Below are 25,134 nucleotides of genomic sequence, written 5' to 3'. Positions count from 1 at the left end.
TCAGGATCCGAAGGTGTTGGTCTGCGTGTTGTGGTCACCGGCCTGGAAGGCGGCCGGCCCGCTGAAGGTGTTCCCGTACACGGCTCGCGCCCCCGGCCCGGCCGACTCCGCGGCACTGACCACCTCCGCCACGGCATGCTTCAACGTCCGCGCGAACGTGGCGTCCTGCTCGACGGCCTCCTCCAGGGCCAATCGCAGGCGCGTCCGGGTGCGTTCCGACACCGCTTCCCGGGTCGACGCTGCCTCGGCAACCGCCTGCTCCAGCGCCGGATCCGTACCCAGCCGGGTGGCTACGACATCGTGCAGACGGTCCATCCCCGTGTCCAGCAACGTGTCCACTTCGGCGTCCGCCCGACCCGCCACGCGACGCGCCTTCCGCACCGCCCACGCGACCAGGTACCCGACCGCCAACTCCACACCCACCACAACGCCCCCGCCCAGCGCTCGTCAGCCAGCCATACGTCCGTCAACGACCATATGCCTCCCCTCGGGGACACCGCCCGATGGAGGGCAGAGAAGGGGGCGAACGAATCGGGTCCGAGCCGTGTGGGCCGCCGCGCCGAGCGCCGCCTCGCGGGTGGTGACGGACCGGCGCTCAGCAGCTGAGGAGGTCCGCAGTGGTCTCCGCCAGCGTCCGCCCAGTCGAGAAGGCGCGGGCGCGCGTCAGGGCCGGGGTGGCGCCGGGCGAGCTGGCATGGATCTCCGGGACCGCTGAACCTGTGGGGCTCTACAGTCATCGCTGCAGGTGGCAGCTCTGGAGTGGCCTGAGCTGGGACCATGTCCGCGTGATCGTCTCACCGCTGTACAAGGCAACTCGCAAGCTGTTGACCATCTCTGGCGTGATGCTGCGCCGAGACATCGCCAAGGACGCGGAGCTGCTTGTCCTCCGGCATGAGAACGCGGTACTACGCCGTCAGATCGCCTGAGCGCGCCGGGCGCCGAGGAGGCGCCCGGCGCCACCGGTCAGCGGGCCACCGCCACTGCCAGCAGGAACCACCCGGTGTGCGGGATCCACTGCTCGGCCCACCGCCACGACTCGCCCTCGGGGGCGTCGCCGGGCAGGAAGGCGATGTCGTCCTCGTCCGCCCACCCGGAGGTGATGCCGTTGACGATGCCGCCGGGGAGGTTGGGGAAGTCGGAGGCATAATCCACGTTGCCGCGGCCGCGGCCCTGCAGCATGCACGCGCCGAAGGGATTGCGGCCGGTGACCCATGCCAGCTGATCGTCAGCGAAGTCCAGCAGCCGCTCCCGGTCGGCCGCGCAGACATCGCCGGCGTCCGCGCAGAAGCCGGCCGCCGCGGCCAGCGAGGCGATGGTGGCGTTCTCGCCCTGCCACCAGTAGCCGGTCTCGTTGGCATGCGGGAAGAAGAACGCGTCGCGGTCCTCGCCGCCGGCCGGCCGAACCCGCTGCCGCGGATATCCGAACGGGTTCGGCACCGCCGAGGTGCGGCGCAGCGTGTCGAGCATCGCCTCGACCGCCACCTTCCGTGCCGGGCCCGCCTCGGGGGCGTCCGGGAGGACGGCGGCGAACCGGACCAGGGCGAGGGCGGGCAGACCGGCCTCCACCGCGTGGAAGAAGGGCCGCCCCTCCGCGTCCCCGGTGAACCAGCCGGGGCCGCCGCCGTCCGGGCGTTCGTACCGGTCGATCAGCAGCCGCGCACGGCGCCGTGCGGCCTCGACCACCGGCGCGAGCGGCGCCGCACCCGCCGCGGCCAGCTCGGACGCGGCCAGCAGCGCCGCGTAGTCGTCGATCACCGACTCCGTGCCGTCGTCCAGGTACTCCAGGTTGTGTGCCTCCAGGTGGGCGAAGCCGGCCAGGGCCGCCTCCAGGTACTGCCCGCCGGTGAAGTCCCCGTGGTCGCCGAGGGCGGAGGCGCGGGCCAGGGCGGCGATGGCGAGGCCGCCGCCCTGCCGGTAGGCCGCCTGGTAGCGGTCGGTGCGGACGCACTCCGCCAGCGGCGCCGTCACGAACCGTTCGTCGAGCCGCTTGGTGAGGGCGTCGAAGACGCCGGTGTAGAAGTAGCCCTCGGGGGAGCGGAAACGCATCAGGAAGTCCGCGCCCCACAGGGCTTCGTCGCGCAGCCGGGCGCCGAGCGAGCGGAGCAGACCGGGGTGCCGCTCGGCGACCGCGTCCCGGGCCGCGGCCAACGCCCAGGCGCACAGCGGGATCTGCTGCGGGCTCATGGTGCGGGTGTAGGTGAGGTGGCTGAGGAACTTGCTCGGGTCGCCGCTCGCGTCGAGCCAGCCGCCGTGCGCGTCCACCTCGCGGCCGGTCTCGTCGCCCCACAGCCGGGCGTGCCGGTCCTTGCGGTCGATCTCGCCGCTGGACCGCATCGCCCTGAAGTACGCCAGCACGTCGGACATCGTCTGCCGCTGGACACGGTCCTGGGCGATCTCGAACGGCTCCGACACCGCCTCGCGGCCGCCGCCGTCCACCACGCGCACCGTATACGTGCCCGGCGCTGTGTCCCGGGGGAGCGGGATCCGGGCGAAGGGGCCGACCCGCCAGCCCGGAACCGCGCGGACCGGACCCGGGACGAGCGCGACAGGGCCGCCCGGGCCGAGGAGTTCGCACCCGCGCGGCGCCAGGCCGTCCGGCAGAACGGCGACCACGGCCTTGGACGCGGCGAGGCCGTAGCCCAGGTGTGCGGTCAGGATCGTCGGAGAGTCATTCGTCGAGCGCACCCGCGGGTACCGCCCCTTCCGTCGTAGCGGTGGTCCTGCGGACCACCCCGGTCGCCGCCCGGACGCTCCGGTCGGCGCTGGCTTTCACCGTACGGACACGTGCCGTCAGGCGAGCATGGCGGCCATCGCGACGACCATCGCGGTGCTGCCCGCCTCCCGCAGGACCGTCCGGCCGTTCGCGCCGGCCGCCGCGTCCGCCGCGGCCGCCGCCGGCGGGCAGGACGCGGCGGAGCCCACGAGTGCCGCCAGGCGGACCGCCGCCCTGGCCAGCACCCAGCAGGTGACGAGGAACAGGAACAGCCGCACGTCGTACGACACCGGGCCGCCCGCCATGCGCATCCCGGACGGGTGGCCCGGGGTCCCCGCCTGCCCTGGCCGGGCAGCCGCCGCGGTCAGCAGCGCCATCGTGGCGAGGTCCACGACAGCGGATGCCCGGCCGCAGTGGCGCGGGCCGGCGAGCGCGGTCCACAGGCAGGCACCGGCGACGGCGAGGGATCCCGCCGCCAGTCCCGTGCCGCACACCCCGCAGGCCATCAGCGCCATGACGGCCAGCACGACAGCGGGCGGCCCCCATTCGCGGGCCGGCCCGGCCAGCCGGTCCGCCAGGCACGCGACGGCCCCCGCGAGCCCGCCCACCGCCGCCAGTTCGTGCATCGCGTCGCCCGGGCCCGGCTAGTACGGGTAGTGCACCGGGCCGCTCGCGACCGTCCGCCAGCGCTTCTCGGTGAACTCCTCGAGGTTCGAGTCGCCGCCGGCCCGGCCGCCGAGACCGGACTGGCCGATCCCGCCGAACGGGGCGAGCGGCTCGTCCTGTGGCGTCGCGTCGTTGACGTGGACCATCGCGCAGTTCAGCCGGCGGGCGACCGCGGTGGCCCGCTGCACGTCGGCGCCGACGACAGAGCAGACCAGGCCGTAGCGGGTGTCGTTGGCGAGCGCGACGGCCTGCTCCACGCCGTCGACGACCGCGACCGGTGCGATCGGGGCGAAGATCTCCTCGGTCCACAGCGCGGAGGCCGGGTCGACGTCCACGACGACGGTGGGGCGGAAGAACCTGCCCTCGTTCGTGCCCCCGGTCAGGATCCGGGCACCGCCGGCGACCGCCTCGTCGAGCAGCTTCCTGGCACGGGCCAGCTGTGCGTCGTTGATGATCGGACCCAGGCCGGTGCCGTCGCGCAGCGGATCGCCGACCGTGACGGCCGCCGCGCGGTCGGTGAGATCGCGCAGGTAGGCGTCGGCGACCTGGCGGTCGACGATGTGCCGGCCGGCGCTGATGCAGGTCTGCCCCTGGTAGTGGAAGCTCGACCACGCCCCGATCATGGCGGCCTGCTCGACGTCCGCGTCGTCCAGGACCAGCAGGGCGTTGTTGCCCCCGAGTTCCAGGGACGTCTTCTTCAGCAGGGACCCGGCGGTACGGGCTATCTCGCGTCCCACCGTCGTCGAGCCGGTGAAGTGGACCATCGCCACGTCCGGGTGCTCGACCAGCCGGCGCCCGACCGCCTCGCCGCCGGGGAGCACCTGGAAGACGCCGGCCGGTACCCCGGCCTGCTCGAAGAGCTCGCAGATCGCCAGGCCGCCGGACAGCGGCGTCTCCGGCGACGGCTTGAGCAGGACGGCGTTGCCGAGCGCGAGGGCGGGCGCGATGACGCGCATGCCCAGCACCAGCGGGAAGTTCCATGGCGTGATGGCCGCGACCAGGCCGACGGGCACCCGCTCGCTGACCGAGAAGCGGTCCGCGTGGCCGGTCCGGAGGACCTCTCCGACCGGCCGGGAGGCCAGTGCCGCGGCCTCGGTGAGCTCGCCGGCCGCCGAGGCGATCTCGTAGTCGGCCTTGCCTGCGATGCTGCCGGTCTCCCGCATGATCAACTCGCGGAGGCCGTCGGCGTTCCCGAGTGCGGTCGCGACCCTGCGGAGTACGGCGGCGCGCTCGGTGTAGGGCAGCGCCGCCCACTCGCGCTGTGCGGTGACCGCGGAGGCCGCCGCCGCGTCGACGTCCTCGGCCTCGGCGTTGCCTGCGACGCCGATCGCCTCGACCGAGGACTTGTCGCGAACCGGGAGGGAACCTCCAGCGGCGGGCGGCCGGAACCGGCCGTCGACGTAGATGGCCCCCGTCCAGGGGTGATTGTGCTCTGCCATGCTCAGCTCCTTTCGGGACTGCTCCCGGTGGAATGTGAGGATCGGGCGCGGGCCGCCCCCGGGCGGGTGTCCGCGTGATCGCCGTACCGCCCGTGCCGGAGCACGGGCCCTATGCGGAGGTGCCCGTCCCCGCGCCTCGGTTGCGGACCGCCGCCAGCGCCACCGCGCCCGCGACCGGCGGCACGTCCAGCAGGCGCAGCGTCAGGTCGGGGTGCGCGGCGCCGAGCCCGGCCCGCAGCCGGTCGGCGAGCAGCGGCTGACCCAGCACGACACTGCCCGCGGCCACGACGGTGCCGCCGACGGCGCCGCGCGCCCGCAGCCTGGTCACGAGGGCGGTCAGCCGGGTCGCCGCGTCGTCCACGACGGCGAGTGCCGACGCGGAGCCCGCGGCGGCGGCCCGGAAGACGGCGGGCGCGGCCGGACCCCAGTTCTCCGTGGTGGGGGCGTCGTTGACCGCGCGGGCGAGCCCCGGGGCGTCGTCGGCGCCGTAGTGCGCGAGCAGTTCGGACAGCAGCCCGTCGTCGGCGAGCCCCGCGTCGTGCCCGGCAAGCGCCGCCCTGGCCGCCTCCCGGACGATCGCCGGCGCGCTGCCCTCGTCGCCGAGCACCCAGCCCCAGCCGCCGGCGAACAGCACGGTGCCGCCTGCGTCGGTGCCCACCGCGATGGATCCGGTGCCGGCGATCACGCCGATCCCGTGGTCCAGGTCGGCCGCCGGGACGAGCAGAGCGGCGTCGTTGACGACCGTGGCGGGTACCGCGGACGCCTCGAAGGCGGCTGCGAGGCGGGCGCAGTGCTCCTGGGTGTCGCAGCCCTGCGCGCCGACTCCGAGTGCGGCGATCTCGTCGCCCGCGGGCAGCGCGGGGCGCACCCGGTCGAGCAGCCAGCGTGCGGCCTGCTCGACCGGCGCCGCGTCCCACCCGGTGGACGGGATCTCGACGTCGGCGCGTATCGCGCCGTCCGGCGCCGCCACCCGGATCGCGAGCTTCGTGCCGCCGATGTCGGCTCCGACGAGGACTCTCATACCGCGGGTCCCTCGGTGGTCACCTTGATGTCGGAGTTGTGGAAGACGAACTCCTCGATCTCCACCTCGCGGACCTCGGCGACCGCTTCGACGAGGATCTGCGCGACCAGGATCTCCATGACGGCGCGCTGCGCCGCCGGCAGCCGCGGCACCCGCACGGGGTGCAGACGCGGCCGCTTCTCGACCGGTTCTGCGGTGATGAGCACCACCGGGTGCCCGGCGGCCGCCAGTGTGTCGGCCACCGTGTGCTCGCGCTCGTCACCGAAGACGACGTGCACTCCGCCGCCGGCCGACTCCATGGCGCCGTGCAGGTACTGGCGGGTGCTCATCCCGGTCGACGGGATCCGGACGACCTCCCGGAAGAGCAGGGCGGAGGCCTCGGCCGAGCCCACCGCGGGACCGGCGCCGACGAAGTCGGCGGAGGTGGCCGTCGCGAACAGCGGCGCCAGCGCCCGTACCTGCTCGTGCAGCTCCTTCTCCGTCGCGGCGAACAGCGCGCCGAGCCCGGCCCAGCCCTCGTCGGGGGTGCCGCCGTCCCACGCGTCGGCGAGCATGCCGAGCGCCGCGACGGTCGCGGTGTAGCCGATCGTGGACGCGTAGCTGTCGGGGATGCTGCCGATGTCGAGCACGCCGGTGGCGACGTCCGCGATCGGCGAGGGCGTCATGTTGACCACGGCGTGGCGCAGCCGCGGGTCGACGGACCGGAGCACCGCAAGGGTCTCCGAGCTGCGCCCGCTCTGCGACACCGCGAACACCGGGTGCTCGCTGGCGGGGTACGGCAGCGGGTGGTCGCCGGCGCCGAGCCGCCAGGAGTGCACGCCCCGGCTGCGCAGCGACCACACCGGGGCGCACGCGGCGGCCAGGCTGGCACCGATGCCGACGAACACCGGCCCGGGACCGGTGAGCAGGCCGGCCGCACCGAGCGAGGCCACCGATGGGGTCAGCCGGGCTATCGCGGCCTCCAGCTGTTGGCCTTGGTTCTGCCGGGCCGTCCTGTAGGCGAGGTAACCGTCGCTCATGTCTGCTCCGTTCCGTCGTAGGTCCGTGTGGTCGGGTCCCACTGCGGTGGGATCGGGGGCACCTCAGGTGCGCTGCTCGCCACCCGGACGGGTTCTCCGAGGTCGACGGACTCCTCGACGGCGAGCATGACGTCGAGCACGTGGTAGGCCAGCTCGCCGCTGGCGCGCGGCCGTTGCCCCGCCCGCAGGGCGCGGGCCAGTTCCAGGACGCCGACCCCGCGGCCGCTGGGGGCGCCGGTGGCGGGCACGGTGGTCCAGGGCGTGTCGGGCGCGGTACCGGTCAGCAGCCGGGTGTCGCCGTCGAACCCGCTGACCGGGACCTCCATGACGCCCGCGCTGCCGGTGATCTCGAACAGCTGGCGGCGCAGCGGGGAGTCGAAGCTGTATACGGAGGTGCCGACCGTCCCGGAGGCGAACGCCGTCACCACGCTGACGTGGGTGGGCACTTCGACCGGGAAGGCCGTGCCGGCGTCCGGCCCGGACCTGATGACCCGCTCGGCGCGCGGGATCTGCCCGCTCGCGCTGACCGAGACGATCGGTCCCAGCAGCTGGACGAGCGCGGTCAGGTAGTAAGGGCCGATGTCGAACAGCGGCCCTGCGCCCTTGGCGAACAGGAACTGCGGCCGCGGGTGCCACAGATCCGGTCCCGGGCCCTGCATGAGGGTCAGTACGGTCCGCGGCTCGCCGATCGCGCCCTCGGACAGCAGCCGGTGGGAGGTCTGCACCCCGGGGCCGAGCACCGTGTCGGGGGCGTTGCCGACCACCACGCCCGCGGCGTCCGCGGCGTCGAGAACGGCGCGGGCGCTCACCCGGTCGAGTGCCAGCGGCTTCTCGCCCCAGACGTGCTTTCCCGCCGCGATGGCGGCCAGCGCGACCTCGGCGTGGGCGGCGGGGACGGTCAGGTTCACCACCAGGTCGACGTCGTCACGGCGCAGCACCTCGGCGGTGGTGCCCCAGCCGGCCACGCCGTAGGCCTCGGCCTGCGCGCGGGCGCGGGCGGGCACCAGGTCGGCCACGGCGGTGACGGCGAGGTCGGGGTAGCCGGCGAAGGCCTTCAGATACTGGTCGGAGATGTCGCCGGCTCCGACGACCGCGACCCGGAAAGGCCCGCTCATGCCGCCGCTCCTGCCAGGAAGTACGCCGCGTTGCGTTCGACGAGCGGCCATACGTCGCTGTGGTGGGCGACGACCTCGACGACGGGCAGCTCGACGCTCGCCGCGGTCAGCGCCAGCACCTCGGCCATCCGCCCGGCCGTGTCGACGCCCAGCACCGGGCGGTCGTTGCCCGGCTCCCGCTCGTGCACCACGTGCAGGTGCCGCACCCGGCTGCCCAGGCGGGGCAGCAGCTCGAAGACGTCGGCGCCGCCGACACCGGCCCAGTAGACGTCGACCTCCAGCACGACCGCCGGGTCGAGGAGCGCGGTGAGCAGGTCGTAGACCGGGACCCCGTCGACGGTCTGCGCGAACTCGAAGTCGTGGTTGTGGTAGCCGATCCGGATGCCGCGGGCGGCAGCCGTCCCTGCGGCGGCGTTGAGCGTCGCGGCGAGGTGTTCCACCCCGGTCCTGTCGGCGATGCTGCCAGGGTCGACGTACGGCGTGATGACGCACCCGATGCCGAGCTCCTGCGCGGCGTCCAGCACGTCGTCAACGTCGTGCCGCAGCACCGACGCGTGGGCGGTGGCGGCGCTCAGCCCGGCGTCGCGAAGGGCGGCACCGAGCCCGTCGGTGTCGGTGAGGATGTCGTACGGCTCGGCGTGGGTGAAGCCGAGGCCCGCCAGCCGGGCGAGCGTGCGGCCGAGGTCCGCGGGTCCGATGTCGTCCCGCACGCTGTAGAGCTGGATCCCCAGCGGTGCTGCGGTCGTCATGCGCCGGCCTTTCCCTGGTCGTGGTGCTGTCCGTGGTCGTGCGGGTCGTGCCCGCCGGGGTGGCAGTGGGCCGCGGTGGACGCCGGGATGTCCAGCGCCGGGTTGCGGTCGAAGAAGCCGTAGGGCTTGAGGGCGAAGCCCGCGGAGTCGACGGGCATCACCGGCCAGTCCTCGGGCCGCGGGAAGTGGGTCAGCCCGAAGGTGTGCCACAGCACGATGTCGGTGTCCTCGACGCAGCGGTCGGCCGAGGTCCACTCGGGCAGGCCGGCGCCGCCCTTGTGCATGTTGACCAGGTCGCCCGCCGGGTAGTTCTCGTCCGGTGCGTAGGGCGTCACCCACAGGTGCCGGGTGGCGTACGTGGCCCGCCGGTGGATGTCGGAGTCCGCGTCCGCCAGCAGCACCGGCCGACCTTCGGGGTGGAGCTGGTAGCCCACCGGGTTGCCCAGCCGGTTGGCGACCGAGGGGTTGGTGACCACCCAGGACCGGTTGCGGGTGTTGTCGGCGAGCCGCTGTGCGCCGGCCTCGGTGCGCAGCCGGGTGACGGACTGGGTGAAGCCGATGCCGTTCGGGTTGCGCGGTCCACGCGGTACGGCCTGGGCCTCCACCTCGTCCACGGCGTTGCCGGTGCCGTCGACCGCCATGTCCAGCCGGGCGCTGAACAGGTGCTGGTGGTAGGGGGCGCCGAGGCCCGGGGCGAGTTCCGAGGCGAACTCGTAGCCGGGGCCGGGGTAGGCGGAGGTGAAGACGACACCGGTCGCCTTGACCTCCAGCTCGATGGCGCCGTCCAGCGAGAAGTACCAGTAGAAGCCGTAGTCGTAGTTGCCGACCGTGACGAAGAAGGAGATCACCAGCCGCCGGTTGCGGCGGGACTGCGAGGAGCCGTTCCAGTTGTCCGAGTGCTTCCAGAGGATGCCGGTGTCCTCCTCGTGGATGCAGACGGCCTGCGGGACGACGCGGACGCCGCCCGCGCTGTCGGCGAGCACCGCGTCGAGGTAGGTGATGTCGCCGACGCAGTCGCAGCCCAGTTCGAGAGAGTTGGCGAAGCCGCCGAGCAGGTACTCGCCGCAGTCGAAGAAGTTCTGGAACCAGCGCTGCGGGGCGGGGTCGCCGTAGGGGACCACCATCTCGGCCAGGGAGGCGCGGTAGAGGACCGGACGGCGCCGGCCGGCGTCGTCGATGGCGATGTTGCGCAGCACCAGGCCCTCGCGCTGGTCGAAGCCGATCTGCAGGGACCAGCCGAGCCATTCGAGGACGCCGTCCTCGTCGACGGTGAAACTGGGGCCCTCCGGCTGGCTGATCTCGATCGGCTTCAGCCCGGCGCGCGGCGGCAGGCCGACCCACTGCGGGTCATGGAAGTTGCCGTCCTCGTCGGGCACCGGCAGCTCCGCGTGGTCGACGACGTCGAGGACCTCGCGGGTGACGACGTCCACCACGACGGTGACGCCGTCGACCGGGTGCGCCCAGCCGAGGTCGTCGGGCGTCTTCTGCAGGAAGGTGAAGCAGCGCTGGATGCGGCGGCCGTCCTCGCCCTCGCCCGGCACGCCGGCCGACAGCGGGTTGACGCGCAGCCGGCCGATGTCGGTCAGGCCGCGCCTGCGCATCGCCGCGAGCCAGCGCTCGTCGCGGTGCACGATCTCCTCGACGAGTGCGAACTCGGCCAGCACCACCGGGACATGGCCGTCCGAGGCGACCTCGAGCACGCGGGTCGAGACGATCCGGTCCTCACCGGGGCAGGCGACGACGTCGTGCGAGAGCCCGGTGCGCAGGTCGATCAGCATGACGCGGAAGCGGCGCGGGGCGACTACGCCGGCCAGCAGTTCGCGCTTGTCCTGCTCGGCCAGGCCGAAGTAGGAGACGTGGGTGTCGGGGCCGAGCAGACCCTCCCGCCGCAGGAGGGCCGTACACGCCGTGATCTCGTCGGGGCGGGGCGAGGCGAGGGCGCCGGCCAGCGCGGGCGCCAGGTAGGCGTCGGCGTCGTCGCGGCCGGGTGCGCTGCCGTGGGCGGGAGGTTGCGTTGCTGTGGTCACGGGGGCTCCGCTTCTGCGAAGGGGGTTCGGGGGGCGCGGGCTCAAATCCCGGCGCTCCGCATGAAGGAGGTGCGCAGGCGGTAGCGGTCGCCGGCGTAGCGGATCGACGAGGACAGCAGCGGACGCTGCGCGCGGTCGCGGACGATCTGCCGCATTTCGAGGACCGGGGTTCCTGCCGCGATGGCCAGGTGACCGGCGAGCGCCGCGTCGGCGGGGCGCGCCTCGATGGTGGTGTCGGCCTGCGCCAGCTCGAAGCCGACGCCGGCGATCGTGTCGTAGAGGGAACGGGCGGTGAAGTCGACCTCGTCGAAGCCGACGGCGACGTCGACGGGGACCAGCGAGTGGTCGACCGCGATCGGTACGCCGTCGAGCATGCGGACCCGCTCCAGCCGGAAGAGCGGGGTGCCGGGGGCGATCTGGAACGCCTCCGCCTCGTCGAAGCTGGCCGGACCGCTCTCGCGGCGCAGCACCCGGGACGTGGCCACCAGCCCCATCCGGCGGGCGGTCTCGGAGAACGACTCCAGCGTGTTGGGCCATTCCTTGCGCTCCGCGGCCGCGACGTACCAGCCGCGGCCCTGCGCCGCGCGCAGCACGCCCTCCTCGACCAGGGCGGTCAGCGCCTTGCGCAGGGTGACCCGCGAGATACCGAGCATCTGGCACAGCTCACGCTCAGGCGGCAGCCGGGAGCCGGGCTTGACCTCGCCGACGGCGATCCGGCTCTCCAGCGCGGCCTTCGCCTGCATCCACAGCGGCTCGGGGTAACCGCCGGTCAGCGCCGGCGGCGAGGCCGGGTCCGGCCGTTGTGCGCTCATGTGGTCCGTACTCATGCGGCGGCCTGGACCCTCTCCCACGTACGGGAGCGCATCGAGGCGTAGCAGGCGTCCAGCACGCGGTTGACGACCACGCCGTCCTCGAAGGTCTCGCGTGGTGTCTCGCCGCGGGCGAAGCAGTCGGCGAAGTGCCGCATCTGCTGGCTGAAGCCGTAGGCGCGGGCCTCCTCCGGTACCGGGTACACCCAGCCGGTGTCGGCGTCGGCCTTCTCCACCAGGTAGCCGGCCGGGCGCTCGATGAAGCCCCACACCGGTGTCGCGGAGGTGTCGGTGACCAGGCGGCCGGCGCTGCCGACGAGTTCGTGGCGCAGCTGCATGCCGCCCTTCTCGATCCATGACGACTCGACGGTGGCGAGCTGGCCGCCGGCGAACTTCAGCAGCGCGATGGCGGTGTCCTCGCCGGTGGTCCGGTCCGCGTGGGCGAGCGTCGCGCCCCACGCGAAGACCTCGGTGATCGGGTTGTCCTTGCCGAAGAAGTGGCGGGCGGACTCCACCGTGTGGCACCCCATGTCGAGCAGTGCGCCGCCGCCGGCGGTCTCGGCGTCCCAGAAGTGCGGGGCGTGCGGCCCTGAGTGGGCCTCGCGCGCCCGCATGGTGAGCAGGTCGCCGATCGCGCCGGCGGCGACCATGTCGTGCGCCTTGGCGATGTTGGGCGAGAAGACCGAGCTCTCCGCGTAGCCGTGCCAGACCCTGGCCTCGCGGACGACGTCCAGGATCTGTGCGGCCTCGGCGCCGCTGCGGGCCAGCGGCTTGGTGCACACCACGCCCTTGCCGGCCGCGGCGACCGCCCGTACCGCCTCCAGGTGTGCCTCGTTGGGGACCGCGACGACCACCATGTCGACGGCCGGGTCGGCACACAGGGCCGCCATGTCGTCGTAACAGTGCGCGTCCGGAGCCCACTTGGCGGCCAGCGCGGTGGCGCGCGCGAGGTCGCGCGAGCAGGTGGCGACCAGAGCCGCGTTGCGTACGTCCTGGAGCGCGTCCGCGTATGTGTCGCCGATGAATCCCGAACCTATGAGACCGACGCCGATCACGCGTTCCTCTTCCCTCGTCCTGCGGTGCCCGGCTGCGGGCCGCTGCCCGGTCCGGACTCTCACGTTAGCTCTTTGGTCTACTCATGGTATGCGATGGTCCATTAAATATAGACCACTAAAGACCACTGGTGGACTGCGGCCCCCATCAGCCCTCCAGCAGCGAGTCGAAGGCACGGGACAGTTCCTCGTCGACCGACCTCAGCTCCGGGTGGGCGTCGTGGTGGGCCAGCACCTCGCGCGCGCCCTGGGCGAAGGACACCTGGGGAGCGAAGCCCGGGACCAGTGCCCGCAGCTTGGAGGTGTCGAAGAGCATCGAGTGCCGGAAGTCGTGCTCCAGCACCTCGTTCCAGCCCGGGACGTGCTCGGCGATCGACTCGCTGGAACGGTGCCGCAGGACGGGCGCGCGCACCCCGGCCGCGCCGGCCAGGGTCAGGTGGATCTGGTCCCAGGTGAGGATGTCGCCGCTGACCACGTTGACGCTCTCGCCGACCGCGTGGTCCAGGCCCAGCAGCGGCACGAAGGCCTGCGCGAAGTCCCGCGCGTGGGTGAGGGACCACAGCGACGTGCCGTCGCCGTGGACCACCACCGGCCGGCCCGCCCGCATCCGCTCGATCGCCGTCCACCCCGCGAGCACCGGAATCACCGTGCGGTCGTAGGTGTGGAAAGGCCGCACGATCGTCAGCGGGAAGTCGGCCGAGCGGTAGGCGTCCTCCAGCAGCAGCTCGCAGGCGATCTTGTCCCGCGCGTAGCCGAAGACCGGCTGGCGGCGCGGGCTGGACTCGGTGATCGGCAGGTTCGGCACCGGCCGCCCGAAGACCGAGCAGGTGCTGATGAAGACGTACTGACCGGTCCTGCCGGTGAACAGCCCCGGGTGGGCGCTCACGTCGTCAGGCGTGTAGCCGACCCAGTTGACGACCGCGTCGAACTCCTCGTCGCCCAAGGCCGACGTGAGGGCCGCGGGGTCGCGGACGTCCGCGCGGAGCTGCCGCACGCCGTCGGCGACCGCACGGGACGGCTCGGAGCGCGTCACGATCGTCACGTCGGCGCCGGAGGTGACGGCCTGCGCGGCCGCCGCGGAACCGATCATCCCGGCACCGCCGAGGAACAGCACCCTCATGCCCGCTCCTCGGTCGGCGCCGGGACGAACGCGCCACGGGACAGCCCGCGGCCGACCAGGTGGTCGTAGGAACGGCGCAGCGCCTCGAACGTGTCGATGTGCAGCCGCTCCAGCTCGACGATGTGCCAGCGCAGTCCGGACGGTGTGCTCAGCGTGCGGGTCCAGTCGATCCCGCCCTCCCCGATCGGTACCATCACGTCCTCCTCGTAGCTGACCGCGGGACCGTCCTTGACGTGCACGAACCGCGCCCGCTCACCGAGCCCGGCCAGGACGCCGGCCGGGTCGGCGCCGCCCATCACCGTCCAGTAGGCGTCGAGTTCGACCAGCACCCGGTGGTCCAGCAGCTCCAGGAGCAGGTCGTACGCCGACCGGCCGGCGAACGACTGCGAGAACTCGGCGAAGTGGTTGTGGTAGGCGATGCTCATACCGCGCGCGGCCGCGCGCTCCGCCGCCTCGTTGACCCGCTCGACGCCGCGCCGGATCGCGTCGGGGGAGTCGAACTCCTCGCGTTCCATGCTCCACACGAGGACCTCGGCGCCCAGCTCCTGGTTCAGGTCCAGCAGTTCCTCGGCACCCGGCCCGGCAGGGAACGGCGTGTGGGCGCTGGTCAGGGTGAGCCCCGCCGAGGCGATGGCCTCCCTGACCCGAGCCGGCCCGAAGTGCTCCACCAGGCCGTACGTCTCGACGCCCAGGTAGCCCATCCCGGCCAGCCGGGCCATGGTGCCCTCCAGGTCGGCCCGCGCCTGTTCGAGCACGGTGTACATCATGACGCCGATACCGGCTGCCATGTCTCCTCCTCCGGCCGGCCCCGAGGGGCCGGCACTCGTCGTCTCAGTCACGGCCGGACGCCCACAGCAGCGCCTGCCGGACCAGCGTGCGTACCGGCGGCTCGCCCCAGGAGCGCATGTCGTGGCCGAGCGCCAGATAGACCACGCGACCGGCTCCGACCTCGCGGGCGTAGAGCACCGGGATGACGGCGCCGTCCGCGCGGTGCCGTTGCGCGAGCACCGTCACGTCCTCGTCCGCCAGCTCGAACTCGTAGTACTCGTCGAAGAGTTCGAAGTCGGTCAGTCCGCGGGTGACCGGGTGCTCCGCGACGATCTCGATCGTGTGCCGGCCCTCGTGGTGGCCGGGCCCGTGGGAGAGGTAGCGGTTGCCGAGCAGCTCGAACAGCGGGCGGTCCGCCGGGTCGAGACCGTCGCCCTGCCAGCCCATGATGTTCGCGCCGTGCACCCCGACCAGCCCCTTGCCGGCCCGCACCGCGTCGGCCAGCGCCTGCTGCTGGTCCGTCGCGAAGTGGCCGCCCGCGGTGTAGAAGAGGTACACGTCCGACTCGGCCGTCTCGGGCCGTGGATCGACGAAGCGGCTGGTGCCCATGGCCTTGCGGGTGGCGAACCCGGCCTCGACACCGAGCTGCTGGAAGACTCCGGCGGCGCTCAGCAGGTCGTGGTGGATGTCGTCGCCGTTCACGACGACCATGGCTCTCGGCGTCGAGAGGTGGGACATGACTCTCCTCGCGGGGGGTGCGGCAGGGGACTGGTTCGGGGGCGCGGGCGACGTCGGGAGCCGCGCGGCTCTACGGGGCGCGCGAACGCGCCGCGGCTCAGACCGGCTTCAGCCGCAGGGCGACCACCGGGTTGGGCACCGGGCTGAAGTACGGGTTCTGCGGGCTGGGGAACCCGGTGGCCTTGGCGGTGCTCCAGTTGCCGTAGCTGCCCCAGTAGAACATCGGGATCCACGGCAGGTTGTCGACGAAGATCTTCTCGATCTGGTCGATGATCTGCTGCCGCTGGGCGTCCGTCGTGGCCTTCGGGTACTCGTTGAACAGCTCCTTGGCCTCCGGGTTCTGGAACCGCTCGATGTTCTGATAGGTCGGCGTGGCCTTGCCGATCGGGTAGTAGAGGTTCGGGTTGATCGTGTCGTAGTAGTAGGAGAACGCCCGCGGCGCGGAGTTCACCGGGTAGCCCATCGTGGAGTCGAAGTCGCCCTTGGCCGTGATCACGTTGATGTCGTTCACGGTGGTCGTGTCGATGGTGAGCTTGATGCCGATGTCCTTGAGCTGGGAGACCAGCACCTGCACCCGCGAGGCGATGTCGGTGTACGCCGACGGGAAGCTGATCGAGAACTCGACGCGCTTGCCGTCCTTGCTGAAGTAGCCGTCGCTGCCCTTGGTGTACCCGGCGTCGGTCAGCGTCTGCTCGGCCTTCGCGGTGTCCTCCTCGAAGCCGACGTTCTTGTACTGCGGGGCGATCGATGAGGCGTAGGCGGGCATCGGCAGGCCCGTCACGCTGGTGGCGGGCGGCGAACCGGTCGCCGCTCCGACCTGCTTGCGCTTCACCCCGAGGCTGATGGCCCTGCGCACCGCGATGTCGCTGAGCGGCCAGCGCTCCAGGTTGGGGATGATGCCGTCGGTGCCGGCGAGCGGCGCCCAGTAGTTGTAGTGCTTGCTCCGGCTCAGGTACGTCTTCTCGGCGTCGGCTATGTACGTGCCGCCCCAGTCCGCGAGGCCCTGGACCAGCGCGTTGGTCATGCTCTGGTTGTCCTTGTACGCCACGAAGCGCAGCGCGGTGATCTCCGCCTTCGGCTGCCAGTAGTCCTCGTTGCGCACCAGCAGGAAGCTCTGGGCGGAGAAGGTCGACAGCTTGTACGGGCCGGTGCCGACCGGGTTCTTGTCGGTGTAGGTGACCGGGTTCTTGACCGCCGACCAGATGTGCTTGCTGACGATCGGCACCGACACGACCTCGGTGAAGAACTGCTCCGAGGGTACGTCGAAGGTGAACACGATCTGCGCGGGGGTGGGCGCGGTGACCGTGCTGAAGTTGACGCCGCCCAGGTTGAGGCCCGCGTTGTTCTTCAGCAGGGTGTAGGTGAACACCACGTCGTCGGCGGAGAACGGGGTGCCGTCCGTCCACTTCACACCGGTCTGCAGCTCCATGGTGAGCGTCTTGTTGCCGTTCGACCAGCGCCAGGACTTCGCCAGCCAGGGGAGGTCGTTGCCGATGTCGACGGTGTTGATCTGGACGAGGGGCTCGTAGATGAAGCCGCCCGACCCGGGGCTGGTGTAGGTGAGCCCCTGGGCGGTGTTCTCCAGGAACGGGTTGAAGACCTGCGTGAGGTTGTCGGACTGGCCGGCGACGGTCAGGGTGCCCTTGCCACCGCCGGAAGCGCCCGACGAGCCGGAACAACCGTAGAGGGCGAGGGTTCCCGCGCCGGCGGCGGCGCCTGCGAGAAGACCGCGTCTCGTCATTCCTGACGCGATCGACGACTGCGAAGTGGTCACTGTGCGTCTGCTCCTTCGGAGGTGGGGACAACGGAATCTGCTGTGGGGAGATCGGGATCGGAGGTCGGGGTGGCGGGATCCGGCGCGCCGTCTCCGGCGCCGGTCGGTCCGGCCGGCGCCGCGACCGACCGGGTGTTCTCGGCCAGCCGCTCCCGCGCCTCCGCGTCGTCGGCGTACAGCCAGCAACGGGTCGTATGGCCGCCGGAGAGGTCGAACGACGGCGGGGCCTGGCTCGCGCAGCGCTCCATGGCGAACGGACAGCGCGGGTGGAACCGGCAGCCGCCCGGCGGGTCGATGAGGCTGGGCGGCTGCCCGATGTCCTTCACCCGCTCGGTGCCGGCCCGCGACGGGTCGGGCGCGGAGTCGATGAGCAGCTGGGTGTAGGGGTGCGCGGCGGACTGCGTGACCGCCTCCGACGGGCCGGTCTCCACGACCTCACCCGCGTACATCACCGCCGTCTCGGCCGCGAAGTACCGTGCGGAGGCGATGTCGTGGGTGACGTAGAGCATCGCCACGTTGCGCTCCTCGGTGAGGCGGCGCAGCAGGTTGAGGATGCCCAGGCGGATGGAGACGTCGAGGCTGGAGACCGGCTCGTCGGCGAGGAACACCTCGGGGTCGGCCGCCAGCGCTCGGGCGATGGAGACCCGCTGGAGCTGCCCGCCGGACAGCTCGTGCGGGTACTTGTCGGTGAACTGCCGCTGCGGCACCAGGTTGATCTGCGCGAGCAGGTCGTCGATGACCGCGGTCTGCTCCTTGCCCCGCTTGCCCGGGTGGTGGATGGCCACCGCGCGCTTGAGGGTGCTAGCGATGGTCGCGACCGGGTTGAAGGAGGCGAAGGGGTCCTGGAGGATCAGCTGGACCTGCCGCACGTGCTCGCGGAACGCCCGGCCGCGCAATGAGCGGACGGCGACGCCGTGCAGCCGCACCTCGCCGCCGGTGAGCGGGTGGAGCTGGGCGAGCAGCCGCGCCAGGGTCGACTTGCCGGAGCCCGACTCACCGACGAGGGCGGTGATCTGCCCCGCGTACAGGCTCAGGCTGACGTTCTCCACGGCGTGCACGACGCGCGTGGTGCCGCCACGGCGCAGCCGGCCGCCGCGTACCGGGAAGTGCTTGGTCACGTTGACCGCTTCGAGGACGGGCGCGGGTCGGGAGCCGTCCGCCGGAGTACCGCCGGCCGCTGCTGTGTCCTTGGTCGTCCGGTCGCCGCTCATCGCATCTCACCTGTCGCCAGTTCGTTCGGGTCCGCGGCACCGTCCGCGTGCAGCAGGCAGGCAGCCTGCGAGGTGCTGCCGCCGGGTCCCTGGACCTGGTACAGCCGCGGCACCTGCGACTCGCAGGCGTCGAAGGCCAGCGGGCAGCGCGGCGCGAAGGCGCACCCTGCGGGCAGCCTGCGCAGGTCGGGCGGGGAGCCGACGATGCCGGTGAGCTCCCGCTTGGGCCCGCCGAGGGTCGGGAACGAGGCGAGCAGGCCGCGGCTGTAGGGGTGCTGCGGGCGCTGGTAGAAGTCTTCGGCCGCAGCCTGCTCGACGATCTTGCCGCCGTACATCACGGCGATCGTGTCGGACAGTTCGATCAGCAGCGACAGGTCGTGGGTGATGAACACCACCGAGAAGCCGAGCCGGTCCTTCAGCTCCATGATCTTCTCGATGATCTGCCGCTGGATGACCACGTCGAGCGCGGTGGTCGGCTCGTCCATGACGATGATCTCCGGGTCGAGCGCCAGCCCGACCGCGATCATCGCGCGCTGCCGCATGCCGCCGGACAACTCGTGCGGGTAGGAGCTCGCCCGGTCGGCAGGGATACCGACGATGCCCAGCAGCTCCACCACCCGGGCGGCCCGCTCCCGTACCGCCATCCGCGGCCGGTGGGCGATGATCACGTCCTCGATCTGCTCCCCGATCCGCATGATCGGATTCAGCGCGTGCATGGCCGACTGGAAGACGATCGACAGCTCCTCCCAGCGGAAGCCGCGCAGTTCGTCGTCGCCCATGGCGAGTACGTCGACGGTGTCGCCGTCCGCCTTGGTGTAGACGATCTCGCCCTGGGAGATCTCGGCCGGCGGCTTGTGCAGCCGGGTGATCGCGTACGCCAGGGTTGACTTGCCCGAGCCCGACTCGCCCGCGATGCCGAGGACTTCACCGCGCCGCAGGGTGAACGAGACGTCGTTGACAGCCGGGGTGCGGCTGTCGCCGTTGACGTAGTCGACCTTCAGATTGCGGACGTCGAGGATGACGTCGGTGCTGTCGGCGGTGAACGGCGCTCCGGCCGGCCGCGGCACGACGGCGCCCCGGTCCCTGACCCGCTTGGTACGGCGGCGCGCCACCTGCGCCCGCTGCGCCTTCTTGGTGCCGATGCCGGCCTGGCGCAGCCGGGGGTTGATGAACTCGTCGATGCCGAAGTTCACCAGCGACAGCGCGGTGCCGAGCAGCGCGATGGCAAGGCCCGCCGGGACGAACCACCACCATGCCCCGGTCAGCAGCGCGCTGCTGACCTGCGCCCAGTAAAGGATCGTGCCCCAGGACCACTGGGTGACGTCGGTCAGGCCGAGGAAGGCCAGGCTGGCCTGGGTGAGGATGGCGCCGGTGACCGTGCCGAGGAACGAGGCGGCGATCACGGCGATCTGGTTCGGCAGGATGTCCTTGAGGATGATCCGCCAGGTCTTCTCGCCGGTGGCCCGCGCCGCCTCCACGAAGTCCCGCTTGCGCAGGCTCAGCGTCTGCGCCCGCAGCACCCGGGCGCCCCACGCCCAGCCGGTGACGGAGATGACCAGGATGATGCCGAGGGAGCCGCTGTGCGGCAGGTACGCGGCCAGGATGATCGTCAGCGGCAGGCTCGGCAGCACCAGGAACACGTTGGCCAGCAGCGACAGCGCCTCGTCACCAAGCCCGCCGATGTAGCCGGCGGTCACGCCGACGAGCACGGAGAGCACGGTGGTCACCACGGCCGCGCCGATGCCGACCAGCATCGAGGCACGGGCCCCGTAGAGCATCTGGGAGAGGATGTCCTGCCCGTTCTGGGTGGTGCCCAGCAGGTGCGACAGGGACGGCGACGCACTGGCCGCGTCACTGACGGCCGAGGGGTCGTACGGCGAGATCCACGGGCCGATGATCGCCAGCACCAGGAAGACCAGGGTGATGACGACGCCGGTGAGCGTCAGCGGGGCGCGCAGTATGCGCAGCCAGATCCGGGCGGGACCCGCGCTCGCGGTGCCGGCCTCCGGGGTGTCGACTGCGGCCTCCGACTCTGCGAGGGCAGCGGATTGCAGGGCCATGGATCAGCTCTCCCTCGTCCTCGGGTCGAGGAACACGTAGGCGATGTCCGCGATCAGGTTGGCGATCAGCACCAGGATGGTGATGAGCAGGAAGATGGCCGACATCAGCGGATAGTCGGCCGCCTGGGCGGCTTTGAAGAGGACCGAGCCGATACCCGGGTAGTTGAAGACCACTTCGGTGACGATCGAGCCGCCGATGACGAATCCCAGCGACATCGCGAATCCGGAGAAGGACGGCAGCATCGCGTTGCGGGCCGCGTAGGCGTACATCACGCGGCGCTTGGGCAGCCCCTTCGCCTCCGCCAGCCGGACGTAGTCCTCGCTGAGCGTGGTGACCATCATGTTGCGCATGCCGATCAGCCAGCCGCCGACGGACGCGACCACGATGGTGACGGCCGGCAGGATCGCGTAGTTGATCGCGCTTCCGATGAACCCGCCGTTGAACCCGATGGTCTCGGTGACCGCGTAACCGCCGGACAAGGGGAACCACTTGAGCGTGATGGCGAAGACGTACACGACGATGATCGCGAACCAGAAGTACGGGATCGACGACAGGAAGGTGGTGGCCGGGATCAGCGAGTCGAGCCAGGTCCCGCGCTTCCAGCCCGCCAGCATGCCCAGCGCGGTGCCGATGACGAAGCCGAGCACCGTGCAGACCGTGACCAGGGTGAGCGTCCAGAACATGCTCGCCCCGAGCACCGTGCTGACCTTCGACGGGTAGTACGCGTAGGAGATGCCGAAGTTCCCGGTGAAGACGCTGTGCCAGTAACTGACGTACTGCTGCCAGAGGTTCTGGTTCGACTGGCCGAACAGCACTCGCAGGGCGTGCACCGCGGAGGGGCTGAGCTTGCCGTGGAACTGGTTGATCAGGTTGTCGGCCGGATTACCCGGCATGATCCGCGGGATGAGGAAGTTGAGGCTGATCGCCGCCCAGGCGGTGAGCAGGTAGAAGGCGATCTTCCGCAGGAGTGTGCGCATCGGTCACTCGCCCTTCTGATCGGGTCGGCAGGCCCAGCGCGCGGCCCGCCGTACGAGCTTTCGCATGGCGGGCTCACCCCAGATCCGCATGTCGTGGCCGAGCTGGATGTAGCAGACCCGGCCGTCGCCGTACCGGCGGGTGTGCACCAGCGGTTCGGTGCCGGAGCCGGTCTGCCGCCACGCGAGGACCTGCACGTCGGCCGTCGTCGCGAGCTCGTAGTGCTCGTGGGTCACCTCGAACGGCGCGATGCCCGCGGTCAGTTCGTGGTCCTGGTCGAGGACCACCTCGAACCGGCTCTCGTGCGGCGAGGGTCCGTGGGAGAGGTAGCGGCTGCCGATCAGCTCGGCGAGCAGCCGGTCCCCCTCGTCCAGTTGGTCGGGCGGCGAGGCGAGGACCGTCGTGGAGTGCAGGGCGACCAGGCCGCAGCCGCCGTGCACCGCGCGCGCCAGCGCCTCGCGCTGCTCGGCGGTGAAACGGCCCAGCGCGGTGTAGAGGACGATCACGTCTGCGTCGGCCGCGTTGTCCAGCGGGGCGGTGCTCAGGCCGGTCCTGGTCGCGAACCCCTCCTCGGTCAGCGCGCTCTGCAGCGCGGAGGCCGCGGTGAACAGGTCCTCGTACACGTCGTCACCGCTGATCAGGGCGAGGGCGGTAGGACCGGCGAAGGGGGCGGCGGGCCTGGTGGCGCGGGGCGCCGAGACATGGCGGGGCCTGGATATCTGCATGCGGAGGCTCGATTCAGTAGGTGGAGCGCAATTCACCGGTAGGGCTCCAGAAGCCCTCTGCGCGCCCGCTGGTCAGGGCGTTGTCCATCCGGTCCAACGGCAGCCGGACACGTCGCCGGGACCTGCTGCTCTCATACGTGGCGAAGATCAGTTCGGCGCCCCGCAGCGCGTACCGCGCGTCAAGCGCCGGTTGCCTGCCGGTCCGCAGCGACTCGACCAGGTCGCGGATCGCGTCCGCGGTGCCCGCGACGATCGCGGGGTCGACCGCGTGGTCCCAGGTGCTGGTGTCGGTGTCGAACGGCGACTCCCGCACCAGGTCGTTCCTGCCGAAGCGCCGTACCCGGGCGCGGGAGCCCCTGATGTCGGCCCGTCCCCTGGTGCCCTGGACGATCAGTCCGAGGTCGTTCTCCAGGTTCAGTACGGAGGTGTGCGGTTCGCGCCCGGTGGAGACGACCGCCCGTACCCCGTCCGCCCAGCCCACCTGGGTCAGTGAGGCGGCCTCGGTGAAGACGCCGTAGACGTAGCGGTCCACGGATACGTCGATCTGGCCCAGCACCCACTCGGGGGCGGCGTCCTGCCGGTGGAAGAGGACGAGGTCCAGGATGTGGGTGCCCCAGTCGAACAGGTTGGGGCAGTACCCCTCGATGGTCACCACCTCGCCTATCTCGCCCTGGGCGATCCACTCCCTGGCCTGCCGCTGCACCGGATCGAAGCGCCGCTGCAGGTTGAAGGTCAGCTGGACCCCGGCGTCGGCGGCGCAGGCCGCCATCTCCAGCGCGTCGCCGTAGCTGAGTGCGATCGGCTTCTCGCAGTGGATCGCCCGGGCGCCCGCCGCGACGGCCGCCCGCACCACCTCCAGGTGGAAGGCCGGTGGTGTGCAGACGCTGACGATGTCCGGCCGCGTCGCCGCGAGCAGTTCCCGGAAGTCGCCGTGGACGCCGGGCACGCCGAGTTCCGCGGCCAGCGCCTCGGCGGACCCGGTGTCCACGTCCGCGAGGCCGGTCAGCCGCACGCCGGCGGCGAGATGGCCGCGACCGTGCACCCTGCCCTGCGAACCCGCCCCCACAACGACCGCCGAGAGGTCCTCATCGACAGCCCGCGCGGAGTCGCCCATGACTCGCTCCCCTCTCCAGGCGGATCTGGCGGTGTGCCAAGTGCATACCACTTAGCGACATCTTAATACGAAGAGCGGTCCTGTCTAGAGGGCGAATGGGAGGTAACGCGGCGCGAATTCGCCCTCCGATACGGAAGGTCAGCAACAAAGTCGGGCAATGTGGACAGGGTATTCGGCCACGATCGGTCCGTACCATGGCTTACCACTTAGAACCAGACGACTACACTGACCCGCACCACTCGGACAGGAGACCCGTATGAAGTTCAGTCAACTTGTCGGCCCCCGCGCCTCCGAAGTCGTCACCGCCGACACCCCGGTCCCCAACGACGACCAGGTGCTGGTGGAGGTGCTGGCCTGCGGAGTGTGCACCTCCGACATCGGGCCGTGGCTCACCCACGATCCGGCAGGCGCCCCGGTCCGGCTCGGCCACGAGATGGTCGGCAAGGTCATCGGCACCGGGCGTGACGCGACCAGGTGGCGGCCCGGCGACGTGGTGACGGGCCTGGGCGGCAACGGCTTCGCGACCCACGCGGTGATGGACGCCAACGCGATACTGCCGGTGCCGCCGGGCGTCGAACCGGCGCACGCCATCGGTGAGCCCGTCGCCGACCTCGAAGAGGCCCTGTCCCGCACCGGTATCAGCCCCGGCGTCCGGGTGGCCGTGGCCGGACTGGGCTTCATGGGACTCGGACTCGTCCAGCTCGCCAAGCGGCACGCGCCCGGTCTGCTCATCGGTGTCGACCCCGACCCCGCCCGGCGCAGTCGTGCCCTCGCGCTCGGCGCCGACCTCGTCTTCGCCCCCGACGAACTGCCCGAGGAATACCGCACCGACACCGGCCGCGCCACCGACGCCCGGCCGTCCATCGTCCTCGAAGCCACCGGTGCCACCGGCGGGCTGAAGACGGCCGGCAGCATGGTCCGGCCGTTCGGCACCCTGTGCGTGGTCGGCTACCACCACACCGGTGACGCGAAAATGGACATGGACCTCTGGTACAAGGCGGTCACCGTCGTCAACGGCTTCTGCCCGGACCGCACCCGGCTGATCGCCGCGATGCGCGAGAGCCTCGACCTGATCGCCGACCGGCGCTTCAGCTACGCACCGCTGATCACCCACCGGTTCGGGCTCGACGACATCGACAAGGCCTTCCACGCGATGGAGGAGGCCGCCCCCGACTTCGTCAAGGGTGTCGTGCTGTTCTGACCGCAGGACCCGGCCGGCCCACACCTACGACCGGGCGAACGACGTACGCAACCGGTAGCGGTCGCCCGCGTACCGGATCGTCGAGGCGAACAGCGGCTCCTGCTGCGCGCTCAGCGCGAGCTGCCGCATCACGAGCACCGGGTCGCCGGGCGCCAGATCCAGGTGCTCGGCCGCCCGCTCGTCGGCCTTCGTCGCCTCGATGGTGCTGTCCGCGCGTACCGGCTCCACCCCGGCGGCCGAGAGCGTCGAGTACAGCGAACGGTTCTGGAAGTCGACCTGCTCGATCCCCGGCACCAACGCGTGCCGCAGCCTCGTCAGGTCAAGCGCTATCGGAACGCCCTCAAGGAACCGCACCCTCTCCAACCGGAAGAGCGGCGTCCCCGGGGCGATGCCCAACTGCTCCGCCTCGTCGATGCTCGCCGGGCTCGACTCGGCGCGCAGCACCTTCGACTGCGGTGTCAGGCCCATCCTGGTCGCCGTCTCGCTGAACGACTCCAGGCTGTTCGGCCACTCCTTCTTCTGCGTGCTCCGCGAGACGTACCAGCCGCGACCGTGGGACGGATTCAGCACACCGTCCGCGACCAGGCTGTTCAGCGCTTTGCGCAATGTCACCCGACTGATACCGAGCTGCTGGCACAACTCGCGCTCCGGCGGCAACCGCCCGCCGGGCCGCAGCACCCCCCGATCGATCTCGCCGCGGATCACATTGGCCGTCTGGACCCACAACGGCTCGGGATGCCCGGGCAGAACCGCACCGGAGACATCAGGTGAGTCATTCATACAGTAAGGCCCCCGCAGTGATCCGCTCCGGTGAACAAGCGCGGATCACCTTAGCTT

The 25,134-nt window shown here is 71.6% G+C and carries 23 protein-coding genes; 2 read left to right on the top strand and 21 right to left on the bottom strand.

Translation table 11 applies throughout. The annotated features are described in order from the left end of the window. Positions 1 to 417, bottom strand: coding sequence for a hypothetical protein (locus ACGFMP_RS15200; RefSeq protein WP_393672731.1), 417 nt, complete (start codon positions 415 to 417; stop codon positions 1 to 3). A 200-nt stretch (positions 418 to 617) separates the two neighbouring features. On the opposite strand from ACGFMP_RS15200, the gene ACGFMP_RS15195 reads away from it, so the two are divergent. Beyond that, positions 618 to 926 carry a hypothetical protein gene (locus ACGFMP_RS15195; RefSeq protein WP_393672730.1) on the top strand — a complete coding sequence of 103 codons (309 nt, stop codon included), beginning with the start codon at positions 618 to 620 and terminating at the stop codon, positions 924 to 926. A gap of 37 nt (positions 927 to 963) precedes the next feature. Here the strand turns inward: ACGFMP_RS15195 and ACGFMP_RS15190 are convergent, their stop codons facing one another. From ACGFMP_RS15190 to ACGFMP_RS15100, 19 genes are all read right to left on the bottom strand, one after another. After that, positions 964 to 2,685: a glycoside hydrolase family 9 protein gene (locus ACGFMP_RS15190; protein ID WP_393672729.1), complete on the bottom strand. Its 1,722-nt coding sequence runs from the start codon at positions 2,683 to 2,685 to the stop codon at positions 964 to 966. Positions 2,686 to 2,790: 105 nt separating this feature from the next. Further along, entirely contained in the window at positions 2,791 to 3,339 is a 549-nt protein-coding gene (locus ACGFMP_RS15185) for a hypothetical protein (protein ID WP_393672727.1), read from the bottom strand. 18 nt (positions 3,340 to 3,357) lie between these two features. After that, entirely contained in the window at positions 3,358 to 4,818 is a 1,461-nt protein-coding gene (locus ACGFMP_RS15180; protein WP_393672725.1) for an aldehyde dehydrogenase family protein, read from the bottom strand. Positions 4,819 to 4,927: 109 nt separating this feature from the next. After that, the gene (locus ACGFMP_RS15175; RefSeq protein ID WP_393672723.1) at positions 4,928 to 5,839 is read right to left on the bottom strand and encodes a BadF/BadG/BcrA/BcrD ATPase family protein; all 912 of its coding nucleotides are present in this window, start codon (positions 5,837 to 5,839) and stop codon (positions 4,928 to 4,930) included. Next, positions 5,836 to 6,858, bottom strand: coding sequence for an SIS domain-containing protein (locus tag ACGFMP_RS15170; RefSeq protein WP_393672722.1), 1,023 nt, complete (start codon positions 6,856 to 6,858; stop codon positions 5,836 to 5,838). Before ACGFMP_RS15170 ends, ACGFMP_RS15175 begins: the two co-directional genes overlap by 4 nt. Then, entirely contained in the window at positions 6,855 to 7,973 is a 1,119-nt protein-coding gene (locus ACGFMP_RS15165) for a Gfo/Idh/MocA family protein (RefSeq protein ID WP_393672720.1), read from the bottom strand. The genes ACGFMP_RS15170 and ACGFMP_RS15165 overlap by 4 nt, the downstream gene beginning before the upstream one ends. Continuing rightward, positions 7,970 to 8,722, bottom strand: a complete 753-nt coding sequence (locus tag ACGFMP_RS15160; protein WP_393672719.1) for a sugar phosphate isomerase/epimerase family protein — start codon at positions 8,720 to 8,722, stop codon at positions 7,970 to 7,972. Before ACGFMP_RS15160 ends, ACGFMP_RS15165 begins: the two co-directional genes overlap by 4 nt. Further along, complete coding sequence (locus ACGFMP_RS15155) at positions 8,719 to 10,749, bottom strand: primary-amine oxidase (protein ID WP_393672718.1); 2,031 nt, start codon at positions 10,747 to 10,749, stop codon at positions 8,719 to 8,721. The genes ACGFMP_RS15160 and ACGFMP_RS15155 overlap by 4 nt, the downstream gene beginning before the upstream one ends. A 41-nt stretch (positions 10,750 to 10,790) precedes the next feature. Further along, positions 10,791 to 11,561, bottom strand: a complete 771-nt coding sequence (locus ACGFMP_RS15150) for a GntR family transcriptional regulator (RefSeq protein ID WP_393672717.1) — start codon at positions 11,559 to 11,561, stop codon at positions 10,791 to 10,793. An 11-nt stretch (positions 11,562 to 11,572) separates the two neighbouring features. Then, positions 11,573 to 12,676: a Gfo/Idh/MocA family protein gene (locus ACGFMP_RS15145; RefSeq protein WP_393672716.1), complete on the bottom strand. Its 1,104-nt coding sequence runs from the start codon at positions 12,674 to 12,676 to the stop codon at positions 11,573 to 11,575. An 82-nt stretch (positions 12,677 to 12,758) separates the two neighbouring features. Further along, the gene (locus ACGFMP_RS15140) at positions 12,759 to 13,730 is read right to left on the bottom strand and encodes an NAD-dependent epimerase/dehydratase family protein (RefSeq protein WP_393672715.1); all 972 of its coding nucleotides are present in this window, start codon (positions 13,728 to 13,730) and stop codon (positions 12,759 to 12,761) included. Continuing rightward, positions 13,727 to 14,518 carry a sugar phosphate isomerase/epimerase family protein gene (locus ACGFMP_RS15135; RefSeq protein ID WP_393672714.1) on the bottom strand — a complete coding sequence of 264 codons (792 nt, stop codon included), beginning with the start codon at positions 14,516 to 14,518 and terminating at the stop codon, positions 13,727 to 13,729. Before ACGFMP_RS15135 ends, ACGFMP_RS15140 begins: the two co-directional genes overlap by 4 nt. Before the next feature lie 43 nt (positions 14,519 to 14,561). Next, positions 14,562 to 15,236, bottom strand: a complete 675-nt coding sequence (locus ACGFMP_RS15130; protein WP_393672713.1) for a ThuA domain-containing protein — start codon at positions 15,234 to 15,236, stop codon at positions 14,562 to 14,564. Between the two features lie 97 nt (positions 15,237 to 15,333). After that, on the bottom strand, positions 15,334 to 17,010 hold the full coding sequence (locus ACGFMP_RS15125) for an ABC transporter substrate-binding protein (protein ID WP_393672712.1): 1,677 nt from the start codon (positions 17,008 to 17,010) through the stop codon (positions 15,334 to 15,336). After that, positions 17,007 to 18,221, bottom strand: a complete 1,215-nt coding sequence (locus ACGFMP_RS15120; protein WP_393672711.1) for an ABC transporter ATP-binding protein — start codon at positions 18,219 to 18,221, stop codon at positions 17,007 to 17,009. Before ACGFMP_RS15120 ends, ACGFMP_RS15125 begins: the two co-directional genes overlap by 4 nt. Continuing rightward, positions 18,218 to 20,281, bottom strand: a complete 2,064-nt coding sequence (locus ACGFMP_RS15115) for a dipeptide/oligopeptide/nickel ABC transporter permease/ATP-binding protein (RefSeq protein WP_393672710.1) — start codon at positions 20,279 to 20,281, stop codon at positions 18,218 to 18,220. Before ACGFMP_RS15115 ends, ACGFMP_RS15120 begins: the two co-directional genes overlap by 4 nt. A 3-nt stretch (positions 20,282 to 20,284) precedes the next feature. Next, positions 20,285 to 21,259 (bottom strand): ABC transporter permease, encoded by a 975-nt coding sequence (locus ACGFMP_RS15110; protein ID WP_393672709.1) that lies wholly within the window; start codon positions 21,257 to 21,259, stop codon positions 20,285 to 20,287. 3 nt (positions 21,260 to 21,262) lie between these two features. Continuing rightward, a complete protein-coding gene (locus ACGFMP_RS15105) occupies positions 21,263 to 21,982 on the bottom strand; it encodes a ThuA domain-containing protein (protein WP_393672708.1) in 720 nt (239 codons plus the stop codon). 13 nt (positions 21,983 to 21,995) lie between these two features. Continuing rightward, positions 21,996 to 23,096 (bottom strand): Gfo/Idh/MocA family protein, encoded by a 1,101-nt coding sequence (locus tag ACGFMP_RS15100; RefSeq protein ID WP_393672707.1) that lies wholly within the window; start codon positions 23,094 to 23,096, stop codon positions 21,996 to 21,998. Positions 23,097 to 23,352: 256 nt separating this feature from the next. Between ACGFMP_RS15100 and ACGFMP_RS15095 the strand changes: the two genes are divergently transcribed. Further along, complete coding sequence (locus tag ACGFMP_RS15095) at positions 23,353 to 24,297, top strand: zinc-binding dehydrogenase (RefSeq protein ID WP_393672705.1); 945 nt, start codon at positions 23,353 to 23,355, stop codon at positions 24,295 to 24,297. Between the two features lie 24 nt (positions 24,298 to 24,321). Here the strand turns inward: ACGFMP_RS15095 and ACGFMP_RS15090 are convergent, their stop codons facing one another. Further along, a complete protein-coding gene (locus ACGFMP_RS15090) occupies positions 24,322 to 25,077 on the bottom strand; it encodes a GntR family transcriptional regulator (protein ID WP_393672703.1) in 756 nt (251 codons plus the stop codon). Between the last annotated feature and the right edge of the window lie 57 nt (positions 25,078 to 25,134).

It is taken from the genome of Streptomyces sp. NPDC049040, assembly GCF_043197715.1.
In the GTDB taxonomy this organism is placed as follows: domain Bacteria; phylum Actinomycetota; class Actinomycetes; order Streptomycetales; family Streptomycetaceae; genus Actinacidiphila.
The sequence above is the reverse complement of the archived record's forward strand: the minus strand, read 5'-3'. Positions and strand labels throughout refer to the sequence as shown.